This window comes from Microbacterium sp., assembly GCF_047972865.1.
Taxonomy (GTDB): domain Bacteria; phylum Actinomycetota; class Actinomycetes; order Actinomycetales; family Microbacteriaceae; genus Microbacterium.
Genome location: NZ_JBKEAY010000135.1, coordinates 15,131 through 39,329 on the forward strand (window position 1 = coordinate 15,131; position 24,199 = coordinate 39,329).

A 24,199-nucleotide genomic window follows, 5' to 3' on the forward strand; every position below is an offset into this window, starting at 1 on the left:
GCCCCCACCGCCGCGGCCCGCCGACGTTATGCTGGGTGTGCGAGGAAAGGGAGGTAACCCAGGGAGTCACTCGCATGCACGCCGACATGGTATTCACCGGTGGACCCGTCTACACGGTAGACGACGGCTTCACCGTGGCCCGTGCTCTGGCCACCACCGGAAACACGATCACCGCCGTCGGCACCGAGGATGAGATCGCCGGCCTCATCGGTCCCGACACGACCGTCATCCCGCTCGAAGGCAGGTGCCTCCTGCCCGGGATCGACGACTCGCATCTGCACGCGGCGGCCTACGGCATCTCGACGCCGCCGATGTCGCTGGATCTCACCCACCCCACCGTCACGTCCATCGCCGACATCACCGCCGCGGTCGCCGCGGCCACCGCCGAGCGGCCCGCCGGCACGTGGATCGTCGGTCAGGGCTGGGACACCGGGTACCTGCAGGAATGCCTGGACGGTGACCGATCCATGCCCGACAAGGGCGACCTGGATGCCGTCAGCCCCGACCACCCGGTGCTCCTGGTCGACTTCTCCGGTCACCTCGCGCTGGCCAACAGCGTCGCGCTGGCACTCGGGAGCGTCGATGCGACGACCGTGCCGCCGCCCGGCGGCGTGATCGACGTCGACGACGCCGGCGAGATCACCGGCATCCTCCGGGAGGCCGCGCAAGCGCTGGTCGGGGGTGCCGTGCCGCCGCTGACGCGCGAGGTGCGCGAGGCCGGCATCCGCAACGCGATCTCATCGCTTCACCGGCTCGGCATCACGGCATACACCGAACCCGGGCTCGGGCCCGGCGGCGCAGGGCTCCTGCGCGGCTCGCTGGAGACACCGGCGCTCGAGGTGTACGAAGGCCTGCTCGCCCGCGGCGAACTGGACATCCGGGTCTCGGTGCTGCTGCTGCCGCTGGCGTTCGGGGAGTCGGCCGAAGCGCTCACCGAACGGGTCGAGTCGCTCCGCGCCACCCACCCGGTCACCGATCCTCGGCGGCTGAACGTGATCGGCGTGAAGCTGTTCGCCGACGGCGTGCCGCCGAACGAGACCGCGTACATGTACGCGCCGTACGGCCACGCCCACGGGCACGGTGCGCTCAGCTCGTTCGGCGAGACCGAACCGGAGCAGCAGCAGGAACTGCTGACCTCCATCAAGAAGGTGCACGATCTCGGATTGCAGGCCGGCGTGCACGTGACCGGTGACCACGGCATCGACCTGGTCGTGCGGGGGTTCGCGGAGGCGAACGAGGCCAATCCGCGAGAGGACTCGCGCCACTACGTCATCCACGGCGACTTCGCGTCGCCGGAGAGCCTGACCACCCTCGGCGCGCACGGCTGGGGAATCAACATGAACCCGGGGATCAAGGCGCAGATCTCCGACCTCATGGACACCGTGGTCGGCGAAGACCTGTCCGCCCGGCAGTGGCCCACGCGCAGCGCACTCGACGCCGGTGCGCTGCTGTGTGCGAGTTCGGATGCCCCGATCACCCCGCCGCTGTGGCTCAACTCGATGGCCGGGATGATGGCGCGCACCTCGAAAGCGACCGGAAAGGTGTCCGGCGCCGAGGAGCGCGTCTCGTTCGCCGACGCGCTGCGTGCCCACACGATCAATGGCGCCACCCAGAGCTTCGCGGAACTGTGGCGCGGGTCGCTCGAGACGGGGAAGGTCGCCGACCTCGTCGTGCTCGACGCCGACCTGGGCTCGCTCGCGCCGGAGCAACTGCCCGGGACCGCCGTGGTGATGACGGTCGTCGACGGCAAGGTCGTGTACCGGGCGGCGTGATCGGACCGGGGGGAACGGGTGCCTGCGAGAAAAGGGGTCAGCTAGGTGATGGTCACCCGTTCCCGGTCCGGATGCGGGGGTCAGTGCCCCCCGCCGCCATAGGCGCCCGACGCGGCCAGGCGCTCCAGGTGGGCCGACAGCGCGAAACGCTCGTCGACCTCGTCGTTGCCGCCGTCCGCGGCGAGCGCCGCCGCCCAGCGGCCCAGCACCGGCGCGAACTTGAAACCGTGGCCGGACAGACCGGTGACGATCGTCACCCGGCCGGTCGGGTCGACGTCGACGACGGGGGTGCGGTCGGGCGTGTACGCGCAGTGGTGCACGCTGGAGCGCACCGGCTCCGGGTTCAGCGCGGGGAAGAACTCGCGGGCCTGCTGGCCGATTTTGATGAGTTCGTCCCGCGTGTAGGCGGTCGGCACCTCGGCGACGTCGCGCGCCACCGGCCAGGTCGGGTTGCTGCACGCCTTGACGCTGTAGCCGTCCAGGCTCGGCGCGCCGAAGAAGTGCACGGGTCCGACATCGCGCAGAAAGGCCGGGAACCTCTCCGGCAGGAACTCTTCGATGCGCTCGGGCATGAACCAGGTGAGCCCGAGCACCTGCAGCCGCAGCAGTTCGCGCAGGTCGGCGCGCAGTCGCGTGGACCACGATCCCGACGCGAGCACCACCTTGTCGGCGCGGATCGCCTCGGCGGGGGTGCGCACGACCACGCCGCCGGGTTCTTCCTCCACCGCCAGGACGGGACTGTTGAAGCGCAGGTCGGCCCCGGCGGCCTCGGCCAGCCGCAACGCGGCGGCGATGCTCACCTCGGGCCGCAGTCCGCCGCCGTGGTGGTCGAGCAGGCCGATGTCCCCGTCGTGGATGCGGTGCTGCGGGTATGCCTTCCGGAGCGCGTCGGTGTCGTAGAGCGTGTGCGGCAGGTCGAACTCGCGCACCGTATCGAGCGTCGTGGTCATCTCGATGCGGTCCGGTTGCGCGATCGACAGCGTCCCGACCTCCAGATACAGCTCCCGGCCGGATGCCCGTTCCAGGTCACGCCACATGCGCCGCGACTCCTGCAGCATCGGCACGTAGAGCCCGCCCTCGTGATAGGCGGTGCGGAAGACGCGGGATTCGCCGGCATACGAGCCGCGGTCGTGCACGCGGCCGTACTGCTCGACTCCGATCACCCGCACGTCCTCGCGCGCCGACAGCTGCCATGCGGCCATCGCGCCCACCGCGCCCAGGCCCACCACCACGACGGTCTGCGTCTTGCTTGCCATGTCGTCTCCTCGGTCGCTCAAGCCAGTGCGGGGCTGTCCCACAAGGGCAACGACACGCCGATGCCCTTCTCCACCGCGTTGCGGTAGACGATGGTCCCCCAGGCGACGTCCTCCACCGGCATCCCCCCGACCGAGTACAAGAAGACCTCGTCGTCGGCGGTGCGGCCGGGACTGTCGCCACTCATGATCGACGGCAGGTTCTCCAGGGCCTCCGCAGGCACCTTGCCCTCGCGGATGCGGTCGAGCAGATACATGCCGTGCAGGCCCACGTACTCGTGCGCGGGCGCGGGCAACTCCTCCTGCCACGCCTCGTACAGTCCGCGGAAGTCGGCGACGTGACGGGCGCCGTGCAGCAGGTCCTCGTCGAGCATGATGTCGGCGGGCAGCACCACCAGGGCCCCCGGCGCGAACCAGTCGCGCTCGATGCGCACGTAGTTGGCCGAGCCGGCCGGCGTGGTAGGCGCGATCGAGACGATGTCCATGCCGCGCACAGCCTCCTCGGGGGTGTCGACGACCGTGATGGAGGTGAACTGCGGGTACGAGGCGCGCACCCACTCGACGAACCCGTCGATGCCGCCGCGGCTCCGCCCCGACACGCGCAGCGTGTCCAGGTGCGGCCGCACCGCGACGAACGCCTCCAGCGACGTACGGTTCATGACCCCGGGCGCGACGATCCCCACACTGCGTGCGTCTTGCCGTGCGAGGTGGCGCGCGCCCACCCCCGGGACGGCGCCGGTACGGTACGCGCTCAGCAGGTTCGCCGACATGTACGCCAGCGGCGCCCCGGTGTCCTTGTCGGTGAGGGTGAACATCAGGATGCTGCGCGGCAGCCCCTTCTCGCGGTTGGCGAGGTTGGAGCCGTACCACTTGCACCCCGCCGTCCGGAAGGAACCGCCGAGGTAGGCGGGCATCGCCATGAAACGGCGGTGAGCACCGTCCAGCGGCATCCCCTCGTGGGGCGAGGCCGCCGGGAAGGTGACCATCGAGCCGTGCGAATTGCCCTCCGGGCCGCCCATGCGGTAATCGCCGATGTCGACCAGGCGGAGCGTCTCCTCCATCGCGTCGACGCAACGCGGCATGTCGGTGACGCCTGCGGCGATCATGTCGGGTTCGGACAGATAACGGAAAGTAATGCGGGTATCCGACTCGGTCATCGCGTTCTCCTTCTGGTGTCGCACATCGCCTGCGGGCGGTCAGTCCTCGCCGAGGTGCGGCGCCGCAGCCTCCTCGGCGCCGTGCCCGATGTTGCGGTAACGGTCCGGGTGCGCGCCGCGCAACCAGAACGCCCACACCACCGCACCGGCGGCCGGGACCAGCAGGACGGCGGGCAGCAGGAACGTCGTCACGGTGGAGTGGTCCTGTCCCAGCAGCACGTCCCAGTTCATGAGGATGAGGATCCACACCAGGCCCAGGGCCAGCAGGCCCACGACGGGCGCCACGATGCGGGCGCCGATGCCGACGTCGCGCGGATCGCGCAAGAAGAACCCGATCACGGCGGCAGAGACCAGCACCATCAGCAGTACCAGGCCGAACGCCCCCAGGTTGGTCAGCCAGGTGAAGAGGGTGAGCACGGCGTACGGTCCGTTGGCCGGATCCCAGCCGATCTCACCGATGGCGAACAGCACCACCACGACCACGGCGATCGCCGTCTGCAGCAACGACCCCGCCCACGGCGCCCCGCTGTGGGCCCGCACCCCGGAAAGTGCCCGGGGCAGTACGCCCTCACGACCCAGCGAGAACGCGTAGCGGGCGACGGCGTTGTGGAAGCTCACGAGCGCCGCGAACAGACTCGTAATGAACAGGATCGACATGACGTCGACCCACAGTTCGCCCAGGTGCCCGAACACGAAGTCGAAGAACAGCGGCGGACCGGCCTCCTCCGGCGAGATGCCGGCCGGGTCGGTGATCTTGTCGGGCCCGATCGCCAGTGACAGCGCCCACGAGGAGAGCGCGTAGAACACGCCGATCACCGAGACGGCCAGGAAGGTCGCCCGGGGGATGGTGCGCTTGGGGTCTTTCGATTCCTCGCCATAGATGGCCGCCGACTCGAAACCCATGAACGCGGCGATCCCGAACGCGAGCACAGCGCCCACCCCGGGCACGAAGAACGTGGCGGGAGTCAGGGGAGCGGCCGTGAACTGCTCGGTGGGGTTTGCGAACGCGATCACGTCGAACACGATGACCACCAGGAACTCCAGCGCGACCAGCACGCCCAGCACCTTCGCCGACAGGTCGACGCGGTTCACGCCCATGATGCCGACCACGACGATCCCGAACAGCACCCACAACCACCAGGGGCTCGCCCACCCGGTCTTGGCCTCGATGATGCGCGACATCTCGAAACCGAACATTCCCCAGATCCCGATCTGCATCGCGTTGTAGGCGATGAGCGCGAGCACGGCGGAGCCGACGCCCGCGGGACGGCCGATCCCCTGCGCGACGTACGCGTAGAACGCACCGGCGTTGGTCACGAAGCGGCTCATGGCCGCGTACCCGATCGCGAAGATCGCGAGGAACACAGCGAGCACGACGTAGCCGAACGGGATGCCGAGCACGTGCGTCACCGAGAAGCCGCTGGTGGCTCCCCCGGCGATGACGGTCAGCGGCGCCGATGCGGCGACGATCATGAACGCGACGGCGAAGACACCGAGGCGACGGTGCGCGTCGGTGCGTACCGCGGTGGTTGAGGAAGCCATGTCTCTCCTAGCGTCGAGCGGAGTCGGGTGCCCTCATCTTCGCGAGGGTCCGCCGCCGGGGATTTGCCACGCGGGCACAGGTCTTGACGCTCCGGGCACGCCCGTCTCGATCCGGTCGGCGGCGCGCGTAGCGTTGGGGAGAGGTCGGGTCCTGCTCCGGGGCACGCCCGCACGAAGCGACAGTGGACGAGATAGCGAGGGTGCCGTGCCGAAGGTCATCGACCACGACGAGCGGCGTGCCCAGATCGTCCGCGCCACCTGGCGCAGCATCGCCGCCCGCGGCATCGAAGCCACCACGATGCGCCAGCTCGCGCGCGAGATGGGCCTGTCCAACGGCACCATCGTGCACTACTTCCCCAACAAGCAGTCGATTCTGACGGCGGCGTTCGAGTACGTCTTCGAGGCGACCAACGACCGGTTCACCCGGTCGATCACGGCGGCACCGGCCACCGGCATCGGGGCGTTGCGGGCGTTCCTGTGGGAGACGTTGCCGATCGACGAACAGCGGCGCCTGGAGGCGCGCATCGTCATCCCGTTCCTCGAGTTCGCCGCCACCGACGAGGCGCTCGCGGCGCTGTTCCGCGACCGGATGAACGAGTGGTTTCGGCAGCTGACCGACTACCTGACCGACGCGATCGCCGCCGGCGACGCCCGCGCCGACCTCGACGTGCGCACGAGCGCCGAGCTCATCGTGAGCACCGTGCACGGCATCCAGTCGGTGGCGCTGCTGCTGCCCGACACGATGACGCCCGAACGCCTCGTCGCGCAGATGGAGGCGCTGCTGGACAGCGTGCGGTGACACGTCAGCCGTCACACGGGTTTTACGTCACCGAAATTATTTCTGTCGAACGTTCGAATAAAAATGTAGAATGACGACCGAACACGACGAGGTTCGCAGCCAGGATCGAAGGAGACCCATGGGCACCAACCACGCGGCAACGCTCTCTCCCGTGCTCGACATCAGCGGCTTTCGCGCCGCCGTCAACGATTCGTTCGTGCCGTTGCGCGTCTCCACGGCGCACGCCGAGCAGTTTCGCGGCGTCGTGAGCGCCGTCGACATCGATGACATCCACCTCACCCACATCCGCGCCACCGACCACTGCGTGGAGCGCACCCCCGACCTGATCGCCGCCGACCCGGCCGCGTTCTACAAGATCGGGTTCATGATCGAAGGCACCGGACTGCTCGTGCAGGACGGCCGCGATGCCCTCCTCGGCCCGGGCGACCTCGCCATCTACGACACCAGCCGCCCCTACTCCCTCACCTTCGGGACGAGCTTTCGCACCATGGTGATCATGCTGCCGCGCGCCTCGTTCCCGGTGCCGCCCGAAGCGCTCGCGTCACTGACCGCGGTGCCGCTCCGCGGCGACAGCGGGCTGCCCGCCATGATCGGCCCGTTCCTGCGCGAGCTGGCCACCGGGTTCACCGAACTGCCCGACACCACCTGCCGGCGGCTCGCCCGCAACGCCGTCGACCTGCTCGCGACGACCTTCGGCCACGAGCTGGGCACGCACGCTCGCGCGGAGCAGGACCCGCACCTGGACCAGCTGCGCCAGATCGACGAGTTCATCGACACACACCTGGCCGACCGCGACCTGGGTCCGAGCATGATCGCCGCCGCGCACTTCATCTCGCTGCGCCACCTGCACGGCCTGTTCCACCGCCGCAACACGACCGTCTCCAAACACATCAAAGCCCGCAGGCTGCAGCGGTGCCACCGCGATCTGCTCGACGCGACCCACGCGCAGGACTCCGTCGTCTCGATCGCCGCGCGCTGGGGCTTCGCCGACGCCACCCACTTCTCCCGCGCCTTCAAGGCCGCGTTCGGCGTCCCGCCCGGGAGACTGCGCGCGGGCGGATGACGGGCGTGCACCGTCGGTCATAGGGCCTGCGCTTGCGATCAAGGCGAACGGCCCGCCTCCCCGCACAATCGAGTCACCACGATGATGGAGGAGGATCCGCATGACCATGCCCGCGGCTCACACGCACGCCACACCCGAGACCGGCGGCCGGCCGATTCCCGACGCCGCCACCCGCGAGACGATCGGCTACGCCCCGGTGCACACCGTCGCCGACCTCGACGCCGCGATCGCCGCCGCGCGCGACGCGCAACCGGCGTGGAACGCGCTCGGCCACGCCGAACGCTCCCGCATCCTCCACGCGATCGCCGATGACATCGAGGCGAACTCTGAAGAACTCGCCCAGCTGCTCTCGCGCGAGCAGGGCAAGCCGCTCGACGGACCGAACGCCCGCTTCGAAGTGGGCGCCTGCGCGGTGTGGACTCGAAACGCCGCCGACACGGTGCTCGAGCCGGAGGTCGTGTTCGAAGACGGTCCCGCCCGCGCCGAGGTGCACTACGACGCCCTGGGAGTGGTCGGGGCGATCGGACCATGGAACTGGCCGATGATGATCACGGTGTGGCAGATCGCGCCGTCGCTGCGCATGGGCAACACCGTCGTCGTCAAGCCCTCCGAGTACACGCCGCTGTCGGTCATGGCGCTCGTCGACGTGTTCAACCGGCATCTGCCCAGTGGCGTGCTCACCGCGATCAGTGGCGACCGCGAGGTGGGTGCCGCGATCGCGGCCCACCGCGGCCTGGACAAGATTATGTTCACCGGCTCCACCGCCACGGGACGCAAGATCGTGGAGTCCTCGGCGCACAACCTGGCCCGGCTGACCCTCGAGCTGGGCGGCAACGACCCGGGGATCGTGCTGCCGGACACCGACGTGAAGGCCATCGCCGAGAACCTGTTCTGGGGCTGCTTCATCAACACCGGCCAGACCTGCGCCGCCCTCAAGCGCCTGTACGTGCACGAGTCGGTGTACGACGAGGTCGTCGACACGCTCGCCGAGATGGCCCGCACCATGCCGATGGGCCGCGGGCTCGACGAGGGCAATGTGCTCGGCCCGCTGCAGAACGAGAAGCAGTTCGAGATCGTCCGCGACCTCGTCGACGACGCGCGGGCGCGCGGCGCCCGCATCGTCACCGGCGGCGAGGCCGCCGCTGACCTGGGGCCGCTGTTCTACCGCGCCACCGTCGTCGCCGACATCGACGACGGCGCGCGCCTGGTCGACGAGGAGCAGTTCGGTCCGGCCATCCCGGTGGTCAAGTACCGCGACATCGACGACGCCGTGCGCCGGGCGAACGCGTCCGAGCAGGGACTGGGCGCCTCGGTGTGGTCGAACGACCCCGACGAGGCGGCGGCGGTGGCCACCCGCGTCCAGGCCGGCACCGTGTGGATCAACACCCACGGCGGCCTCAACCCCGCGGTGCCCTTCGGTGGCACCAAGCAGTCCGGCTACGGCCAGGAGTTCGGCGTGGCCGGCCTGAAAGCCGTCGCCGCACCGAAGGTCATCAGCCGCTGACGAGCCGGGCGCGACACCTGACCTGATACCCCTGGGGGTATAGTATCTTGGAGTGACATCCGACATACGAGGAGCAGGTGTGAAGACGGTCATCATCGGAGGCGTGGCGGCGGGCATGTCCGCCGCCACGCGCCTGCGGCGCCTGGACGAGAACGCCGAGATCATCGTGTACGAGCGCGGACCGTACGTCTCGTTCGCCAACTGTGGGCTGCCGTACTACGTCGGCGGCGTCATCGCCGACCGATCCAGCCTGCTGCTGCAGACCCCGGCATCCCTCGGCGCCCGGTTCCGCATCGACGTGCGCGTCGAACACGAGGTCATCGCGATCGACCGCGTCGCGCACACCGTGACCGTCCGCGCCGTCGCCACCGGCGACACGACGGTGGAGTCGTACGACCGGCTGATCATCGCCGCGGGCGCCGACGGCGGCACCCTCGCCGGCGACGGCACCGTGCCGGTGCGCACCCTGCGCACGATCGACGACGTCGACGCGATCACCGCCCGGCTCGATGCCGACAGCACCGCGCCGGTCGTGGTCGCCGGGGCCGGGTTCATCGGCCTGGAGGCCGTGGAGAACCTCGCTGCGCGCGGGCTGGATGTCGTCCTGATCCAGCGCGGCGCCCACGTGCTGACCCCGCTCGACCCCGAGATGGTCCAGCCGCTCCACGAACACCTCACCTCCCGCGGTGTCGACGTGCGCACCGGCGCCCGTGTCACCGCGATCGCCGACGGCCACGTGGAGCTCAGCGACGGGAACCGGATCGCCGCCCAGTTCGTCATCGACGCCACCGGGGTGCGTCCGGCGACACAGCTCGCCGCCGCGGCGGGGCTCCGGCTCGGCGCCAGCGGCGGCATCGCCGTCGACGACGCCGGCCGCACCAGCGATCCCGACGTCTTCGCCGCCGGGGACGGGGTCGAGAAGACGGATGCCGTCACCGGCACGAACGGTCTGGTCACGATGGCGGGCCTGGCCAACCGCAACGGCCGCACCGTCGCCGACGTCATCGTCGGCCGCGACGAGCACCACACCCCGGCACTGGGAACGGCGATCGTGGCCGTCATGGGCATGGTCCTGGCCTCGACCGGATGGAGCGAGCAGCGGCTGCGCGCCGCCGGCATCCCGCACCGCGTCATCCACACCCACCCCGCGTCGCACGCCACCTACTATCCGGGGGCGGAAGGCATGTCGATCAAACTGCTGGTCACCCCCGACACCGACGCGATCCTCGGCGCCCAGATCGTGGGCGGGGCGGGGGTCGACAAACGCATCGACGTCATCGCGGTCGCGATCGCCGGCGGCATCACCGCCACCGGCCTGTCGCGGTTGGAACTCGCCTACGCGCCGCAATTCGGTTCGGCCAAAGACCCGATCAACCAGGTGGGCTACGTCGCCGACAACCTGCGCACCGGGGCGACCCGCAGCATCCAGTGGCACGAGCTCGCCGGCAGCGAACGGGCACTGATCGACGTGCGCACGGCGCGCGAGTTCGCGTCGGGCGCCATCCCCGGGGCGGTCAACATCCCGCTCGACGAGTTGCGCGAGCGCCTGGCCGAGCTGCCCGACGAAGGCGTGATCGTGCACTGCCAGGTGGGTCAACGCGGACACACCGCGGCCCGCATCCTCGCCGCGCACGGCATCGATGTGGTCAATCTCGACGGCGGCTACCGCACCTGGAGTGCCGGCAACGCCGCGGTCACCCGCGTACGACAGGAGGTCGCCGCATGACGAACGATGAGACCCGCGACGCGGCTGCGGAGCAGAAGGCGATCGTGAACCGGCTGCGCCGCGCGCAGGGGCAGCTGGCCGCGGTCGTGGCCGCGGTGGAAGACGGCGCGGACTGCCGCAAGGTGGTGACCCAGCTGTCGGCCGTCGGCTCGGCGCTGGACCGCGCCGGGTTCATGATCATCGCCCACGCGATGAAGGAGTGTCTCGGCGACCCCGGCGCCGACGACGACGGCCCCACGGTCGCCGAACTCGAAAAACTCTTCCTCTCGCTGGCCTGATCCCCGCCCCGCTGCGGATGCGGGTGGGGTCAGTCGGGGGCCAGGCGCAGCAGCCGGCCGGCGCCGGCGTCTTCGAGCAGCCAGATCACGCCGTCGGCGTCTTCGGCGACGGCGCGGATGCGGGCATCCATCGGCCAGACCTCCACCTCACCGGCCTCGGCGCCGTCGAGGTCGACGCGCACCAGCGCCGTACCCGACAGCGCCCCCAGGAACGCATCGCCGGTCCACTCCGGAAACAGGTCGCCGTGATAGATCATGAGCGACCCCGGCGATATGCTCGGGTTCCACGACACCGCGGGACTCACGAACCCGTCGCTCGGCCGGTGGTCGGGAATGCCCGAGCCGTCGTACTGGCTGCCGTTCGAGGCGAGCGGCCACCCGTAATTGCCGCCGGAACCGATGAGATTGAGCTCGTCGCCGCCGAGCGGCCCCATCTCCGACTCCCACAACCTGCCATCCGGCGCAAACGCGATACCCAGCGGATTGCGGTGACCGTAGCTGAAGATCTCGGCGCTGACCTCCCCCTCGAAGGTCCATAGGTTCTGCGGATCGGGCTCACCGTCGAGCGTGAGCCGCACGATCGCACCGAGCGTGTTCGAGCGGTCCTGCGCGGGCCCCTGCAGCTGCCGGTCCCCCGAGGTGATGAACAGTTCGGTGCCGTCCGGGCTGAACGCGATGCGATGCCCGAAATGGCCTGAGCCCTTCTCTTTCGGCACCTGCCGCCAGATCACCTCGAGGTCGCGCAGCGCCGCAGCATCCGTCGACCGCTCCAGCCGCGCCCGGCCGACCGCCGCGCCGGTGCCGCCGGAACCTGCCTCCACCCAACTCAGATACACGATGTCGTCGGCGGCGAACGTCGGCCCCGGCACGATATCGCCCAGCCCTCCCTGCCCCGCGTAGACCACCTCGGGCACCCCCGAGACCGCATCCCGCTCGCCCGTGTTCTGGTTGCGCAGGTGCAGCGCCCCGTCGCGCTCGGCCACCAGCAACTCCCCGGTGTCTGGGAGGAACGCCATCGCCCATGGCTCATCGAACCGGTCCACAGCCGCGACCGAGAAGGTCACCGGCCCGGCAACGGGGCTCCCGGTCGTCGGCGGGGAGGCCGTCGTGGTCATCGTACGGGTCGGCTCGGGCGTGCGCGCCGCATCGCAGCCGGCGATCACGACCACCAGCACCCCCGCCACGACGATTCCCCTGCGCGCACGCATACCGGCATCCTGCCTCGAACCGGGCGGGTCCGAAAGGCCCCTGCCTCGCCACACGGCAACCCGGCGCGCACTATCATTCGCAGAGTCGGAAGGAGTCTGATGGATGCCGCCATCCACACGCGAGACCTGGTCAAGAGGTACGGCTCCCACACGGCCGTGCACGGCATCACGGTGCGCGTCGAACGAGGGTCGATCTTCGGCCTTATCGGGCCGAACGGCGCCGGCAAGACGACGACGCTGCGCATGCTGCTCGACATCATCCGCCCCACGTCCGGGCAGATCGAGGTGCTGGGGGCGTCGCCGCGGTCCGGTGGTGCGAGCCTGCGCCGCCGCATCGGGTACATCCCCGGCGAGCTCCGCCTGGACGGGCGGGTGAAGGGGCGCAGCCTGCTGCACTACCTGGCCGACCTCAGCGGGCCGGTCCCGCCCGGGCGCGTCGACGCCCTCGCCGAGCGGCTCGGTCTGGATCTGACCCGCCCGGTGCGCACGCTCTCGAAGGGCAACAAGCAGAAACTCGGCCTGGTGCAGGCGTTCATGCACGAACCGGAGCTGCTGGTGCTCGACGAGCCCACGAGCGGGCTGGACCCTCTCATCCAACGGGAGTTCATCACGATGGTGCGCGAGGCGCGGGATGCCGGTCAGACCGTGCTGCTGAGCTCGCACGTGCTCAGCGAGATCCAGCAGGCCGCCGACGACGTCGCCGTGCTCGCCCAGGGGCGCATCGTGGCGGAGGGGGCGGTGTCGGCGCTGCGCATCGCGAGCGTGCGCCGCGTGCGGGCCACCGTCACCGGAGCCGATCCGAACGCGTTGCGCGCCGCGCTCGGCGCCGCCGGCGCCGTGGACGACCTCGAGGTGACGCCCGCCACCGACGGCCTGGTACGGGTGGCTGCGACGGTCCGAGGTGAGATCGACCCGGTCATCCGAGCGCTGGCCACCGGCAGCATCCGCGACCTCACGGTGGAGGAACCCGACCTGGAGGAATCGGTGCTCGACCTGTACAGCAGAGCGATGGGCGACCGATGAACACCCCCGTGCTGCGCCGCTGGCTCGCCGACGGCTGGCGCGCGCTCATCGGCTGGGCGATCGGCCTGGCGGCCGTCATCGGACTGTATCTGCCGCTGTACCCGTCGATGCGTTCCCCCGAGTTGCAGGGGCTACTGGACTCGCTGCCGCCCGAGCTGGTGGCCACCCTCAACTACGGCGACATCGCCACCGGCGCCGGGTACACGTCGGCGACGTTCTTCGGGCTGGTCGGGTTCGCACTGCTGTCGATCGCGGCCATCGGATGGGGCGCGGCGCTCATCGGCGGCGCCGAGGAGACCGGGCGGCTCGAGCTGACGCTCGCGCACGGGGTCGGCCGCGTCGGGTACGCGCTGCAGGCCGCGAGCGTGCTGGTCGTGAAGCTGCTCGCCCTCGGCACGGTCACGTGGCTGCTGGTGTGGGCGGTGAACGGGCCGAGCGAGCTGGACCTGGATGCCGGCAACCTCACCGCGATGGTCGTGTCGTGGCTCGGTCTGGGCCTGGTGACCGGGTCCGCGGCACTCGCGGCCGGTGCCGTCACGGGCCGGCGGGTGTGGGGCGTCGGTGCGGGAGCGGCCGTGGCCGTGGCCGGCTACACGCTGCAGGCCGTCGCGAACAACGCCCCCGTCCTGGACTGGCTGCGCTCGTTCTCCCCCTACGACTGGGCGTTCGGCGCATCGCCGCTGGCCGGCGGCTGGGACCTGCCCGGACTCGCGCTGCTGTACGGCGGCTCCGTCGTCCTGCTGGCGCTGGCCACGCTCGCGCTGTCGCGGCGCGACGTGCTCGGCTGATCCGCGCCGTCCGGGGAGATCGCGACGCCGAGCGCCTGCGACGCGTACGCGAGCACGGCGCGGCGGCACGACTCCCGGTCGACGTCGACGCCGACCAGCGGGTACAGGTCGTAGGCGTCTTCGAGGGCGACGATGTTCCGCGCGATCTCGGCGGCATCCCGCGTCGGGGTGAACGCGCCCACCCCCGCCCCGATCTCGATCGTGGTGCGGTACAGCATCACCTGGCGCTCCACGATGGAGCGCATGAGCGGCCGGTACTGCGGCTTCTCGCGCACCAACCCGACACTCTCGTAGACGATCCGCAGGTCGGTGGGGATCTCGTCCGGGATGCCCGCGAACACGAGCGCGCGCAGCCGGGCGACGGGATCGCTCAGTTGCTCGGTGAGCCGCCTGCGCTGCTCGTAGAACTCCTCGATCACGCCCTCGACGCTCTCGAAGAGCAGGTCCTCGAAGCTCGCGAAGTAGTAGAGCACGCTCCCGGCGCTCACCTCGGCCCGTGCCGCCACGGCCCGCACGTTGGTGGCCGACAGCCCGCGCTCGGCGGCGACCTGACGAGCCGCCGCCACCAGCGCCGCGCGGCGCTGCCGGTGGCGCGGCGAGACGGTCACGGCAGATCGGGGTCCTTTTCGACGACGGGAATGGACTGAGTCAGGGTGGCGTACGCACCGGGGTCCCGGCGCCGCAGCATCAGACCCACCACGATACCCGCGATGAACAGCAGCGGCGTGGGCAGGAGCAACCAGATGTTCATCGCGCCCTCCACCCCGGAGACGACCTCGAAGTTCGAGGCCACCAGGGTGAGCGCCACCAGCAGGCCGAGCGCTCCCAGTGCGGGGGCGATCAGCACGCGCCACACGCTGTGACCGCGGCGGTTCCGAGCGAAGAACGTGACCGCCGACACCGACGCGACCGCCTGGGCGAAGATCACCCCGAACACGCCGACGGCATACGTCCAGAACGCCAGGTTGAGGTACGGGTCCGCGCCGAGCACCGCGGCGATGGCGATCGGGATCGCGCACAGCGCCGCGACGACCGTGCTGGCCACCGCGGGAGCACCGGTCCTGGCGTTCGTGCGGCCCAGCGCGGCGGGCAGGAGCCGCTCCCGGCCGAGGGCGAAGAGGTAGCGGCTGGTGGCGTTGTGGAACGCCAGCACGCACGCGAAGAAGCTCGTCACGATGAGGATCTGGACGACCACCGACGCCCACGCGCCCAGATACTGGTCGGCGGCGATCGGGATCATCTCGGTGTAGTCGTCGCGCATCGCCATCTCGATGACGCCGTCGACGCCGAACGCGAGCGTGACGATCCAGAACGAGAACGCGTAGAACACGCCGAGGAAGATCACCGCGATGTAGGTCGCCCGGGGAATCGTCTTGGTGGGGTTGACGGCTTCCTCTGCGTAGATCGCCGTGCCCTCGAAGCCGAGGAACGCGCCGAACGCGATGACGATCAGCGCGGCCACCCCGGGGCCACCGAACACGGCCTGGAAAGAGAACGGTGCCGCACTGGCCGGCTCGGGCCCCCCGTTGAGGAGCACCGCGACCGCGAGGATGACCAGGATCGCCACCTCGGCGGTCAGCAGCACCGCGAGCACCCGCGCACCGACATCGATCTTGCGCGACCCGAGGATGCCGACCAGCACCAGCGAGATCGTCGACCAGATCCACCACGGCACGTCCAAGCCGAGGAGGTTTCCGACCGTGAGCTGCGCGAAGAAGCCGAAGAAGGTGTGGAAGGCGACCGCGAGCAGCGTGTAGGCGAGCACCGTCACGAAGGCGATGCCGACGCCGGCGGGCTTTCCCATGCCGCGGCCGACATATGCGTAGAACGCGCCCGCGTTGCGCACGTGGGACGACATCGCGGTGTAGCCGAACGAGAACAGCAGCAGCACGCCCGCCGCGAACAGCATCGCGCCGGGCGCCCCGATGCCCCCGAGGTGGAAGGCCGCCGGCGCGGCACTGACCACCACTGTCAGCGGCGCGGCGGCCGACATAACGAAGAAGACGATATCCCACACCCGCAGCCGTCCCGCGGCGAGGGTTCCCGTCGGAGGTTGTGTCGTGGTCGGACGTTCCGTGGGGGATGTCATGAGGGCTCCTCGGTCCAGGGGCATTCTTTGAACACCCATTCAAGGTAGACAGCACGGCTTCTGTCAAGGATTATGTGTTACGGGTCCGAAAACTCTCAACAGTCGTTCAATCACGGAGGAGCCGCCATGACCGACCGACCGCGCGCACGCGACCTCGGTTTTCCGCTCGAGGGAACACCGGGCGCCTGGAACGCCCTGACCGATGTCCCCGGCGTCCAGGTCGGCTACACCACCCTCGTCGAGGGCGCGCCCGGCGACGCGCGGGTCGCACGCACCGGGGTCACCGCGATCCTCCCCCGCGGACGCGACGGCGCGGGCGTGCCGGTCGCGGCGGGGACCTTCTCCCTCAACGGCAACGGCGAGATGACCGGCCGCACCTGGATCGACGAGGCCGGCATGTTCTCCACGCCGATCGCGATCACCAACTCGCACTCGGTCGGCGCCGTGCACCGCGGTGTCGACCAATGGATGCACCGACACCACCCCGAGGCGTCCGTGCAGTGGATGCTGCCGGTGGTCGCCGAGACCTGGGACGGCTACCTCAACCAGATCAACGGCGACCACGTCACGAGCGACCACGCGATCGCGGCACTGGATGCGACCGGGAGCGGACCGCTGGCTGAGGGCAACGTCGGCGGCGGCACCGGAATGAACTGCTACGGATTCAAGGGCGGGTCGGGCACGGCATCGCGCATCGTCTCCTACGATGACCGGCAGTACACCGTTGGCGTGTTCCTGCAGGCCAACTTCGGCTCGCGCGCGGAGTTCGCCGTCGCCGGGCGGCGGCTCGGGGCGCAGTCGGCCGCTCCGGCTCCCATCGAAGACGCGTCCTGGTTCGTCGCCGAGGGCGAGCGTGCCCGGTCGGTAGCGGGCGCGGGCAGTGTCATCGTCGACGTCGCCACCGACGCCCCGCTGCTGCCGGGCCAGTGCGCGGCGCTGGCCCGGCGGGTACCGCTCGGACTCGCCCGCACCGGCACGACCGGGGGCCACTTCTCGGGCGACATCTTCCTCGCGTTCTCCACGGGCAACACCGGCGCCCTGGTGTCGAACATGGCCGACACGCGCGCGGTGGACAGCCTGTCGTTCATTCCGTGGGGCCGGATCGACCCGTTCTACACCGCCACGGTGCAGGCGGTCGAGGAGGCCGTGCTGAACGCCCTCACCGCCGCCGAGGACCTTGCCGGACGCGACGACCACGTCAGCTACGCCCTCCCCCACGACGAGGTGCGCGCTGCCTTCTCCCGCTGACCCCGGTCGACCCGGGCCGACGTGTTATCTACTCGTTATGGTCAGCCAGACGGTCTGTCCGAACGACCTGCTTCACAAGGGGTATCGTCCGGCACGCCTGCGCAACCGTTGCAATCCAGCGCCCGGACGTATTGAATGACGGGACGCTCCACCCAGGAGCGCAGGAGCGGAGCAGCCAGTGACGTCGGCACCCGAATCGACGATCAGACACAACGACACCCACCTCTCCCGCGGATCAGTGGTGATCAGTGGAGTGACCAAACGTTACGGCGACCAAGCCGCCGTGGACGACCTCTCGTTGCGGATCGAACCGGGCGAGTTCCTCTCCCTCTTGGGTCCATCCGGCTGTGGGAAGACCACCACGCTGCGGATGATCGCCGGGTTCGAGCAGCCCGACGCGGGCGACATCGAGATCTCCGGACGCAGTGTCGTGGGTGTCCCCCCCTTCAAACGCGACGTCAACACGGTGTTCCAGGCGTACGCGCTGTTCCCGCACATGTCGATTGCCGAAAACGTCGCCTACGGCCTGCAGCAGCGCCGCACCCCCAAGGCTGCGATCCGCGAACGCGTCACCGATGCGCTGGACATGGTGCAGATGCGAGGCTTCGCCGATCGTACGCCCACCCAGTTGTCGGGTGGGCAGCAGCAACGCGTAGCCCTCGCGCGCGCCCTCGTGAACCGCCCCTCGGTGCTGCTGCTGGACGAACCGCTGGGGGCGCTCGACCGGCAGTTGCGCGAAGAGATGCAGCTGGAGTTGAAGCTGCTGCAGTCCCACCTCGGCATCACGTTCGTGTTCGTCACGCACGACCAGGGCGAGGCGTTGTCGATGAGCGACCGCATCGCGATCATGCGCGCCGGTCGCATCGAACAGCTGGCAGATGCCGACACGGTGTACTCCCGCCCCGCCTCGGCCTACGTCGCCGCGTTCGTCGGGCAGCAGAACTTCTTCCGCGGGCCGCTGGGCGGCGACGGCACCACGGTGACGAGCCCCCACGTGACCGTGGCCGCACCCGCCGCGTTGCACGGCACTGACCGTGCGGAGGCGGCCGTGCGCCCCGAGAACGTGCGGATCGAGCGGGTCTCGACGCCCAGCACGAACGGCGTGAACTCGACCACCGGGGAACTCATCGGCATCTCGCACCTCGGCGAGACGATGCAGTATCTCGTCCGCCTCGGCGACGACCAGAGCATCATTGCCCGCCGCCCCACGCCCGAAGCCCTCGGCCTGCGGTTGGGCGACCGCGTGGCGTGCCATTGGGCGGCCGAGCACGTTCTTCTCTTCCCCGCCGACACGGCAGCCCAGGCGGGCGGGTACGTCCCCCCGCCCACGCAATGACCCACCGCACCCGACCAGGAGGCATCGCATGTCCGACATCCCCACTCCGTTCCGCGTCCTCGCCCCCGCCGGCGCCGTGCCGATCATCGCGAAGGAGTTGTCGCGTCGCCGGCTACTGAGCCTTGCCGCCCTCGCCGGCGGAACCGCGTTCCTGGCAGCCTGCACGTCGGGCGGCGGTCAGACCTCGCCGACCGCGCAGGCCTCCGGGGGCGCACTGGAAGACTCGCTGTCGGTCTACACGTGGGGCGACTACGACTCCCCCGACGTCATCTCGACGTTCACCTCCTCGCTCGGGCCGAAGATCTCGCTCGACTCGTACAGTTCCAACGAGGAGCTGATCGCGAAGCTCATCGCCGCGAAAGGCACCTCCGGCTACGACATCGTTGTGCCGACGGGAGTGTTCGTGCCGCAGATGATCGAGAACGGGCTGCTGATGCCGCTGAACAAGGATCTGCTCCCGAACCTGTCGGCCATGGATCCGACGGCGCTGGGTCGTGCGTGGGACCCGACCAACGACTACACGGTCTGCAAGGCATGGGGAACCACCGGGTTCGTTTACGACAAGAACGTCATCACGCGTGAGCTGACCACCTGGGCGGACTTCTTCGACGCCGCACAGAACGAAGCCAGCGGCAAGACCTCGATGTCCGACGATCCGGCCGGCGTCGTCGGCGCGTACTTCTGGGCCAACGATCTGGACTGGAACACGCAGGATGCCGGCGAGCTCGACGCGTGCCGCCAGTTCCTGGTGAACGAGATCGCGCCGCACATCTCGGCCTTCGACTCGTACCCCGGTACGAACGCGATCCCGCAGGGGACCCAGACGCTCGTGCAAGCGTGGAACGGCGATGCACGACTGGGAATCCTGGCGTCGAGCGAGCCGGATCGGTGGCAGTGGGTGCTGCCCGGTCCGGTCACAGAACTGTGGATGGACAACTGGGCCATTGCGGCGGGCGCACCGCACCCGGAAGCCGCGCACGCCTTCATCAACTACTCCATGGCACCCGAAAACCAGTACCTGAACCTCGACTACATCGGGTACAACGTCGGCGGTAAGGACACCAAAGCCGAGGCGGAGGCGGAAGGCATGGAGTTGCTCGACTTCATCTTCTTCACCGACGCGCAACTGGCCACGATGCACGAGCAGGAGCTCAACGACTCGCAAACGGTGCGGGTGGAGATCTGGAACGAAATGAAGGCCGCCGCGGGTGCCTAGACGCTCGACCGGTGCTGCCCTCGCGGTCCCCGCGTGGGTGTGGTTGCTGATCTTCTTCGTCGCCCCCGTGGGTATGGTGGTGTGGTTCAGCTTCGGTTACAAGCCCGGCGTCTTCGGGACGCACGCCAACGATGTGCTGTCGTTCGACCGCTATCTCGAAGCGCTCTCTCCCACGTTCGTCGCGGTGTTCATGAACACGCTCTGGGTCGGGGTTCTCGGCACGATCCTTTGCTTTCTCATCGGCGCGCCGGTGGCCTACTGGATGGCCTTCAAGGTGCGCCCGGAACGGCGCGGGCTCCTGCTCGCCCTGGTGCTCGTGCCGTTTTGGACGAACTTCCTGGTGCGCACGATCGGCTGGCAGGTGATCCTCGCCCCGGAGGGATGGGCCTCGACCCTCCTGCAGTCGGCCGGCCTCATGAATGGTCCACTCGACCTGCTCTACACCCGCACCGCGGTGCTGATCGGCGTCGTGTACAACTACCTGCCGCTGATGATCCTGCCGCTATTCGTCGCATTCGACCGTGTCGGCCCGGCGGTGCGTGAAGCCTCGAAGGACCTCGGCGCGGGCCGGTTCTCGACGTTCCTGCGGGTGACGCTGCCGCTGTCGCGCCCGGGCATCATCGCCGGTGTGCTGCTGGTGTTCATCCCGCTGATGGGTGACTACATCACCGCGACGGTGCTGGGCGGTGCCAGCGGCAACATGGTCGGGCAGCTCGTGGCCAGCCAGTTCCAGACCGCACAGAACTGGGCGCTCGGCTCGGCGATGGCCGTCGTGCTCATGCTCTTGATCGCCGTGACGATCGGGGCGGCGGCGCTGCTGATGTGGCTGGTGAGCCTCCCGCTGCGCGCACGTCAGCGCGTCGCAATCGACACCGGAGGGTCTCCCGGCCCGGCTTCGCCGGAACGGACGGAGGTTGCCTCATGACACAGACCGCCACTGAGACCATCGCCCGCACCCGGTCGAGCATCCCCATTGCGCGTCGACGGGGCCGTTCCTGGTCCGACCTCCTCCTCACCGTGTGGGGCGTGCTGGTGTTGCTGTTCCTGTTCGCTCCGATCATCGTGATCGTCGTGTACTCGTTCAACACCGGGCGACTGCTGGTGTCGTTCGATGGGTTCGGCCTGGACGCGTTCGGCACCATTCTCAACAAACCCGCCGTGCAGAACGCCGTGCGGGTCTCGGTCATCACCGCCGCGATCGCCGCCGTCATCGCGACGGCCCTGGGCACCCTCGCGGGCATCGCGATGGCCCGCTTCCCGGGCCGGTGGGTGGGCTGGTTTCTCGTGCTCCTCCTGCTGGTGTCGGTGACCCCCGAGATCGTCGATGCCGTGTCGCTCCTGCCGTGGTTCGTGTTTCTCGGGCAGGATGCCGGACTCTCCATCTTCAACGATGGCTATACACGCCTGTCGATCGGAAGTTCGCTGTTCGCGACCGCCGTCGTCTCGTACATCGTGCGCGCACGCCTCGTCGGCCAAGAGGCCAACCTGGAAGAGGCGTCGTCGGATCTGTACGCGCCGCCGGTGACGACCTTCCTCCGGGTGACGCTGCCGCTGGCGATGCCGGCCGTGCTGGCCGGCTTCCTGCTGGCGTTCACGCTGAGCCTCGACAACACGATCATCGCGGCATTCGTGCAGGTCTCGGGCGCCACGCCGTGGCCGGTGTACGTCTTGAGCGCCGTGCGTTCGGGGCTGCGACCGGAGATCGCCGCGGTGTCGACCGTCATGCTACTGCTGACCTTGGTCGCCCTCGCCGTCGTCGCCCTCGTCCTGCGCCGCGCCGGAGACTCCGCCACCCAGATCGCCCGCACCATGACCGGCGGCTGATGTTCCCCGGGTTCCCGGCATCCGGCCTCCCCCGATTCCGCGAGACCGCAGCTGGAGGATCGAGACCATGAGTAATACACACGGTCTCGACCGCGCAAGTGCGGTCTCGCCGAGTGCGGGGGGTGGAGCAGGACGGGATGGGGACGAACGATGCGGGTCCGAAGCGGTGAGGAGATGATGGCGTGACGCAGGCGGATCTGGTGTGTGCGGGCGGGGCGGTGCACACGAGCAACACCGTGCGCTCGCGGGCGACGGCGATTGCGGTGACCGACGGTCGCATCACCGCGGTCGGCGGCGATGAGGTGCGCGATCTCATCGGCCCGCGCACCGAGGTGGTGGACCTCGCCGGGCGCCTGCTGGTTCCGGGGTTCCAGGACGCGCACGTCCATCCGGTGTGGGGCGGTCTGGACATGTTGCGGTGCGACCTGGCACCGCTGTCGACGGCATCGGCGTACCTCGACGCTATCGGCGCGTACGCGGCGGCGCACCCGGGCGACGAGTGGATCCTCGGCGGCGGATGGCAGATGTCGGCGTTCCCCGGCGGCACCCCGACGGCGCAGGCGCTGGATGCCGTCACCGGCGACCGTCCGGCATTCTTTCCCAACCGCGACGGTCACGGCGCGTGGGTCAACACCGCCGCCCTGACCCGGGCCGGCATCGACCACGACACCCCCGACCCCGCCGACGGCCGCATCGAGCGACTGCCGGACGGTGCGCCCAGCGGCACCCTGCACGAGGGGGCGATGTCGCTCGTGAACCGCCTGCTGCCCGAAGAGCCGCTGGAGCGGCTCACCGAGGCGCTGCTGGTGGCTCAGCGTCACCTGCACTCGTTCGGCATCACGGCGTGGCAGGATGCGATCGTCGGTCCGTACGGCGACGCCGGCGACCCTGGTCCCGCGTATCTGAAGGCCGCCGCCGACAACACCCTGACCGCGCGCGTCGTGGGGGCGATCTGGTGGGATCGCACGAAGGGCCTGGAGCAGATCCCGTCGCTGATCGAACGCCGCGAACGCTACCGTGGTGGCCGGTTCGCGGCCACGAGCGTCAAGATCATGCAGGACGGCGTTCCCGAGAACTTCACGGCATCGCTGCTGGAACCCTACTGCGACGGCCACGGGCACCCCACCGACAATTCCGGCATCTCGTTCGTCGCACCCGAGGTGCTCAACGAGGCCGTGCCCCTGCTGGATGCCGCAGGTTTCCAGGTGCACTTCCACGCCATCGGCGACCGCGCCGTGCGGCAGTGCCTCGACGCTGTCGAACACGCCGTCGCCCGCAACGGCCGAGGTGACCACCGCCACCACATCGCGCACCTGCAGGTCGTCCACCCCGACGACATCCCTCGGTTCCGGCGGCTCCAGGTGGCGGCGAACATGCAGACGCTGTGGGCGACTCTGGAGCCGCAGATGGTCGAACTCACCCTGCCGTTCCTCGGACCGACCCGCGCGGCGTGGCAGTACCCGTTCGGCGATCTGCTGCGTTCGGGCGCCGTGCTGGCCGCCGGAAGCGACTGGTCGGTGACCTCCCCCGACCCGCTCGCCGCGATCCATACCGCCGTGAACCGCATGCCCGCCCCCGGGTACGAAGAGGGCGAGGAGACCCCGTTCCTCCCCGAACAGGCGATCGACCTGGGGACAGCTCTCGTGGCGTACACCGCCGGTTCGGCGTGGGTGAACCACCTGGATGCCGTCACCGGCACGATCGAGGTCGGCAAGTTCGCCGATCTGGCGGTGCTGGACCGCGACCCGTTCGACGGCCCCGCCGACCTCATCGGCGCGACCAGAGTGCTGCAGACTTTCGTGGAGGGCGAACGCGTCTACGCTGCCGCCGACGCCTGACGCCGCCGCACGCACGGCACCACACCACCGCCCGACCAGCGCAGCCACCACCACCCGACCAGCCCAACCAGCGCCCGACCAGACCCACCACTCGCCCCCGACCCGCCCCAACCACCAACCGACCCGAAGGAAGTGATACCCGTGGGAACCACCGTCTTCGAGAGGCGTGTGCCCTCGGCATCCGTCATCGACCACAGCCTCGAGCAGACCCGGACGGGGGTGTTCTGGACCGACGACACCCCCCGCTCCCTGCGCCCGGACCGCGCGCCGCTGCGGGGCACCACGAGCTGCGACCTGGTCGTCATCGGCGGCGGCTACACCGGTCTGTGGACCGCGCTGCGCGCCGTCGAGCGCGATCCGGGCCGCAAGGTCGTCGTGATCGAGGCGAACCGGGTCGGATGGGCGGCATCGGGCCGCAACGGCGGCTTCTGCGAGTCGAGCCTGACGCACGGCACCGAGAACGGCATGAACCGCTGGCCCGACGAGATGCCGCAGATCGAGCGCCTGGGTCTTGCCAACCTCGACGACATCGAGC

At 69.7% G+C, this 24,199-nt stretch carries 20 protein-coding genes and 1 pseudogene; 15 read left to right on the forward strand and 6 right to left on the reverse strand.

The window, feature by feature from the left end; genetic code table 11:
* Positions 1-74: 74 nt before the first annotated feature.
* Positions 75-1,772: an amidohydrolase gene (locus ACK5KK_RS08415; RefSeq protein WP_416889639.1), complete on the forward strand. Its 1,698-nt coding sequence runs from the start codon at positions 75-77 to the stop codon at positions 1,770-1,772.
* Between the two features lie 80 nt (positions 1,773-1,852).
* Here the strand turns inward: ACK5KK_RS08415 and solA are convergent, their stop codons facing one another.
* Genes solA through ACK5KK_RS08430 form a run of 3 tightly spaced genes read right to left on the reverse strand, consistent with a single transcriptional unit; the run spans position 1,853 to position 5,724 of the window.
* Positions 1,853-3,028, reverse strand: coding sequence for an N-methyl-L-tryptophan oxidase (gene solA / locus ACK5KK_RS08420; RefSeq protein WP_416889640.1), 1,176 nt, complete (start codon positions 3,026-3,028; stop codon positions 1,853-1,855).
* Positions 3,029-3,045: 17 nt separating this feature from the next.
* The gene (locus tag ACK5KK_RS08425) at positions 3,046-4,182 is read right to left on the reverse strand and encodes a tyramine oxidase subunit B (protein WP_416889641.1); all 1,137 of its coding nucleotides are present in this window, start codon (positions 4,180-4,182) and stop codon (positions 3,046-3,048) included.
* Between the two features lie 39 nt (positions 4,183-4,221).
* Positions 4,222-5,724, reverse strand: coding sequence for an APC family permease (locus tag ACK5KK_RS08430; protein WP_416889642.1), 1,503 nt, complete (start codon positions 5,722-5,724; stop codon positions 4,222-4,224).
* A 205-nt stretch (positions 5,725-5,929) separates the two neighbouring features.
* Here ACK5KK_RS08430 and ACK5KK_RS08435 point away from each other — a divergent pair, with 205 nt between their 5' ends.
* The 5 genes from ACK5KK_RS08435 to ACK5KK_RS08455 all read left to right on the forward strand — a co-directional run bounded on the left by ACK5KK_RS08435 (position 5,930) and on the right by ACK5KK_RS08455 (position 11,094).
* The gene (locus ACK5KK_RS08435) at positions 5,930-6,523 is read left to right on the forward strand and encodes a TetR/AcrR family transcriptional regulator (protein WP_416889643.1); all 594 of its coding nucleotides are present in this window, start codon (positions 5,930-5,932) and stop codon (positions 6,521-6,523) included.
* A gap of 118 nt (positions 6,524-6,641) precedes the next feature.
* Positions 6,642-7,586 (forward strand): helix-turn-helix domain-containing protein, encoded by a 945-nt coding sequence (locus ACK5KK_RS08440; protein ID WP_416889644.1) that lies wholly within the window; start codon positions 6,642-6,644, stop codon positions 7,584-7,586.
* A 100-nt stretch (positions 7,587-7,686) separates the two neighbouring features.
* Positions 7,687-9,090 (forward strand): aldehyde dehydrogenase family protein, encoded by a 1,404-nt coding sequence (locus ACK5KK_RS08445; RefSeq protein ID WP_416889645.1) that lies wholly within the window; start codon positions 7,687-7,689, stop codon positions 9,088-9,090.
* A gap of 79 nt (positions 9,091-9,169) precedes the next feature.
* On the forward strand, positions 9,170-10,816 hold the full coding sequence (locus ACK5KK_RS08450) for an FAD-dependent oxidoreductase (RefSeq protein ID WP_416889646.1): 1,647 nt from the start codon (positions 9,170-9,172) through the stop codon (positions 10,814-10,816).
* Positions 10,813-11,094, forward strand: coding sequence for a metal-sensitive transcriptional regulator (locus ACK5KK_RS08455; RefSeq protein WP_416889647.1), 282 nt, complete (start codon positions 10,813-10,815; stop codon positions 11,092-11,094). Before ACK5KK_RS08450 ends, ACK5KK_RS08455 begins: the two co-directional genes overlap by 4 nt.
* A gap of 29 nt (positions 11,095-11,123) precedes the next feature.
* On the opposite strand, the gene ACK5KK_RS08460 is transcribed toward ACK5KK_RS08455, so the two are convergent.
* Positions 11,124-12,302: a PQQ-dependent sugar dehydrogenase gene (locus tag ACK5KK_RS08460; protein ID WP_416889648.1), complete on the reverse strand. Its 1,179-nt coding sequence runs from the start codon at positions 12,300-12,302 to the stop codon at positions 11,124-11,126.
* A gap of 99 nt (positions 12,303-12,401) precedes the next feature.
* Here ACK5KK_RS08460 and ACK5KK_RS08465 point away from each other — a divergent pair, with 99 nt between their 5' ends.
* Together ACK5KK_RS08465 and ACK5KK_RS08470 are read left to right on the forward strand one after the other, a co-directional pair.
* Positions 12,402-13,325, forward strand: coding sequence for an ABC transporter ATP-binding protein (locus tag ACK5KK_RS08465; protein WP_416889649.1), 924 nt, complete (start codon positions 12,402-12,404; stop codon positions 13,323-13,325).
* Positions 13,322-14,113: an ABC transporter permease subunit gene (locus tag ACK5KK_RS08470; protein ID WP_416889650.1), complete on the forward strand. Its 792-nt coding sequence runs from the start codon at positions 13,322-13,324 to the stop codon at positions 14,111-14,113. The genes ACK5KK_RS08465 and ACK5KK_RS08470 overlap by 4 nt, the downstream gene beginning before the upstream one ends.
* A 443-nt stretch (positions 14,114-14,556) precedes the next feature.
* Here ACK5KK_RS08470 and ACK5KK_RS08475 read toward each other — a convergent pair.
* Positions 14,557-14,721, reverse strand: a pseudogene (locus tag ACK5KK_RS08475) (TetR family transcriptional regulator); the annotation flags it as partial.
* The gene (locus ACK5KK_RS08480) at positions 14,718-16,202 is read right to left on the reverse strand and encodes an APC family permease (RefSeq protein ID WP_416889651.1); all 1,485 of its coding nucleotides are present in this window, start codon (positions 16,200-16,202) and stop codon (positions 14,718-14,720) included. The gene ACK5KK_RS08480 and the pseudogene ACK5KK_RS08475, both read right to left, overlap by 4 nt.
* A gap of 126 nt (positions 16,203-16,328) precedes the next feature.
* On the opposite strand from ACK5KK_RS08480, the gene ACK5KK_RS08485 reads away from it, so the two are divergent.
* The 7 genes from ACK5KK_RS08485 to ACK5KK_RS08515 form a co-directional block, all read left to right on the forward strand.
* Positions 16,329-17,450, forward strand: coding sequence for a P1 family peptidase (locus tag ACK5KK_RS08485; protein WP_416889652.1), 1,122 nt, complete (start codon positions 16,329-16,331; stop codon positions 17,448-17,450).
* 253 nt (positions 17,451-17,703) lie between these two features.
* Positions 17,704-18,786: an ABC transporter ATP-binding protein gene (locus ACK5KK_RS08490; protein WP_416889653.1), complete on the forward strand. Its 1,083-nt coding sequence runs from the start codon at positions 17,704-17,706 to the stop codon at positions 18,784-18,786.
* 28 nt (positions 18,787-18,814) lie between these two features.
* Positions 18,815-20,002, forward strand: coding sequence for a polyamine ABC transporter substrate-binding protein (locus tag ACK5KK_RS08495; RefSeq protein ID WP_416889654.1), 1,188 nt, complete (start codon positions 18,815-18,817; stop codon positions 20,000-20,002).
* Positions 19,995-20,927, forward strand: coding sequence for an ABC transporter permease (locus ACK5KK_RS08500; protein WP_416889655.1), 933 nt, complete (start codon positions 19,995-19,997; stop codon positions 20,925-20,927). The genes ACK5KK_RS08495 and ACK5KK_RS08500 overlap by 8 nt, the downstream gene beginning before the upstream one ends.
* Positions 20,924-21,826, forward strand: coding sequence for an ABC transporter permease (locus tag ACK5KK_RS08505; protein ID WP_416889656.1), 903 nt, complete (start codon positions 20,924-20,926; stop codon positions 21,824-21,826). The genes ACK5KK_RS08500 and ACK5KK_RS08505 overlap by 4 nt, the downstream gene beginning before the upstream one ends.
* Before the next feature lie 182 nt (positions 21,827-22,008).
* Positions 22,009-23,664: an amidohydrolase gene (locus tag ACK5KK_RS08510; protein ID WP_416889657.1), complete on the forward strand. Its 1,656-nt coding sequence runs from the start codon at positions 22,009-22,011 to the stop codon at positions 23,662-23,664.
* A gap of 141 nt (positions 23,665-23,805) precedes the next feature.
* The coding region (locus ACK5KK_RS08515; RefSeq protein WP_416889658.1) for an NAD(P)/FAD-dependent oxidoreductase at positions 23,806-24,199 on the forward strand (394 nt) is incomplete at its 3' end.

Bases quoted from the DNA above. Each gene is read 5' to 3' on its own strand.
- ACK5KK_RS08485 (WP_416889652.1), top strand. From the start codon at position 16,329: ATGACCGACCGACCGCGCGCACGCGACCTCGGTTTTCCGCTCGAGGGA.
- ACK5KK_RS08465 (WP_416889649.1), top strand. From the start codon at position 12,402: ATGGATGCCGCCATCCACACGCGAGACCTGGTCAAGAGGTACGGCTCC.
- ACK5KK_RS08415 (WP_416889639.1), top strand. From the start codon at position 75: ATGCACGCCGACATGGTATTCACCGGTGGACCCGTCTACACGGTAGAC.
- ACK5KK_RS08430 (WP_416889642.1), bottom strand. From the start codon at position 5,724: ATGGCTTCCTCAACCACCGCGGTACGCACCGACGCGCACCGTCGCCTC.
- solA (WP_416889640.1), bottom strand. From the start codon at position 3,028: ATGGCAAGCAAGACGCAGACCGTCGTGGTGGTGGGCCTGGGCGCGGTG.
- ACK5KK_RS08445 (WP_416889645.1), top strand. From the start codon at position 7,687: ATGACCATGCCCGCGGCTCACACGCACGCCACACCCGAGACCGGCGGC.
- ACK5KK_RS08495 (WP_416889654.1), top strand. From the start codon at position 18,815: ATGTCCGACATCCCCACTCCGTTCCGCGTCCTCGCCCCCGCCGGCGCC.
- ACK5KK_RS08505 (WP_416889656.1), top strand. From the start codon at position 20,924: ATGACACAGACCGCCACTGAGACCATCGCCCGCACCCGGTCGAGCATC.
- ACK5KK_RS08470 (WP_416889650.1), top strand. From the start codon at position 13,322: ATGAACACCCCCGTGCTGCGCCGCTGGCTCGCCGACGGCTGGCGCGCG.
- ACK5KK_RS08480 (WP_416889651.1), bottom strand. From the start codon at position 16,202: ATGACATCCCCCACGGAACGTCCGACCACGACACAACCTCCGACGGGA.
- ACK5KK_RS08455 (WP_416889647.1), top strand. From the start codon at position 10,813: ATGACGAACGATGAGACCCGCGACGCGGCTGCGGAGCAGAAGGCGATC.
- ACK5KK_RS08440 (WP_416889644.1), top strand. From the start codon at position 6,642: ATGGGCACCAACCACGCGGCAACGCTCTCTCCCGTGCTCGACATCAGC.
- ACK5KK_RS08460 (WP_416889648.1), bottom strand. From the start codon at position 12,302: ATGCGTGCGCGCAGGGGAATCGTCGTGGCGGGGGTGCTGGTGGTCGTG.
- ACK5KK_RS08425 (WP_416889641.1), bottom strand. From the start codon at position 4,182: ATGACCGAGTCGGATACCCGCATTACTTTCCGTTATCTGTCCGAACCC.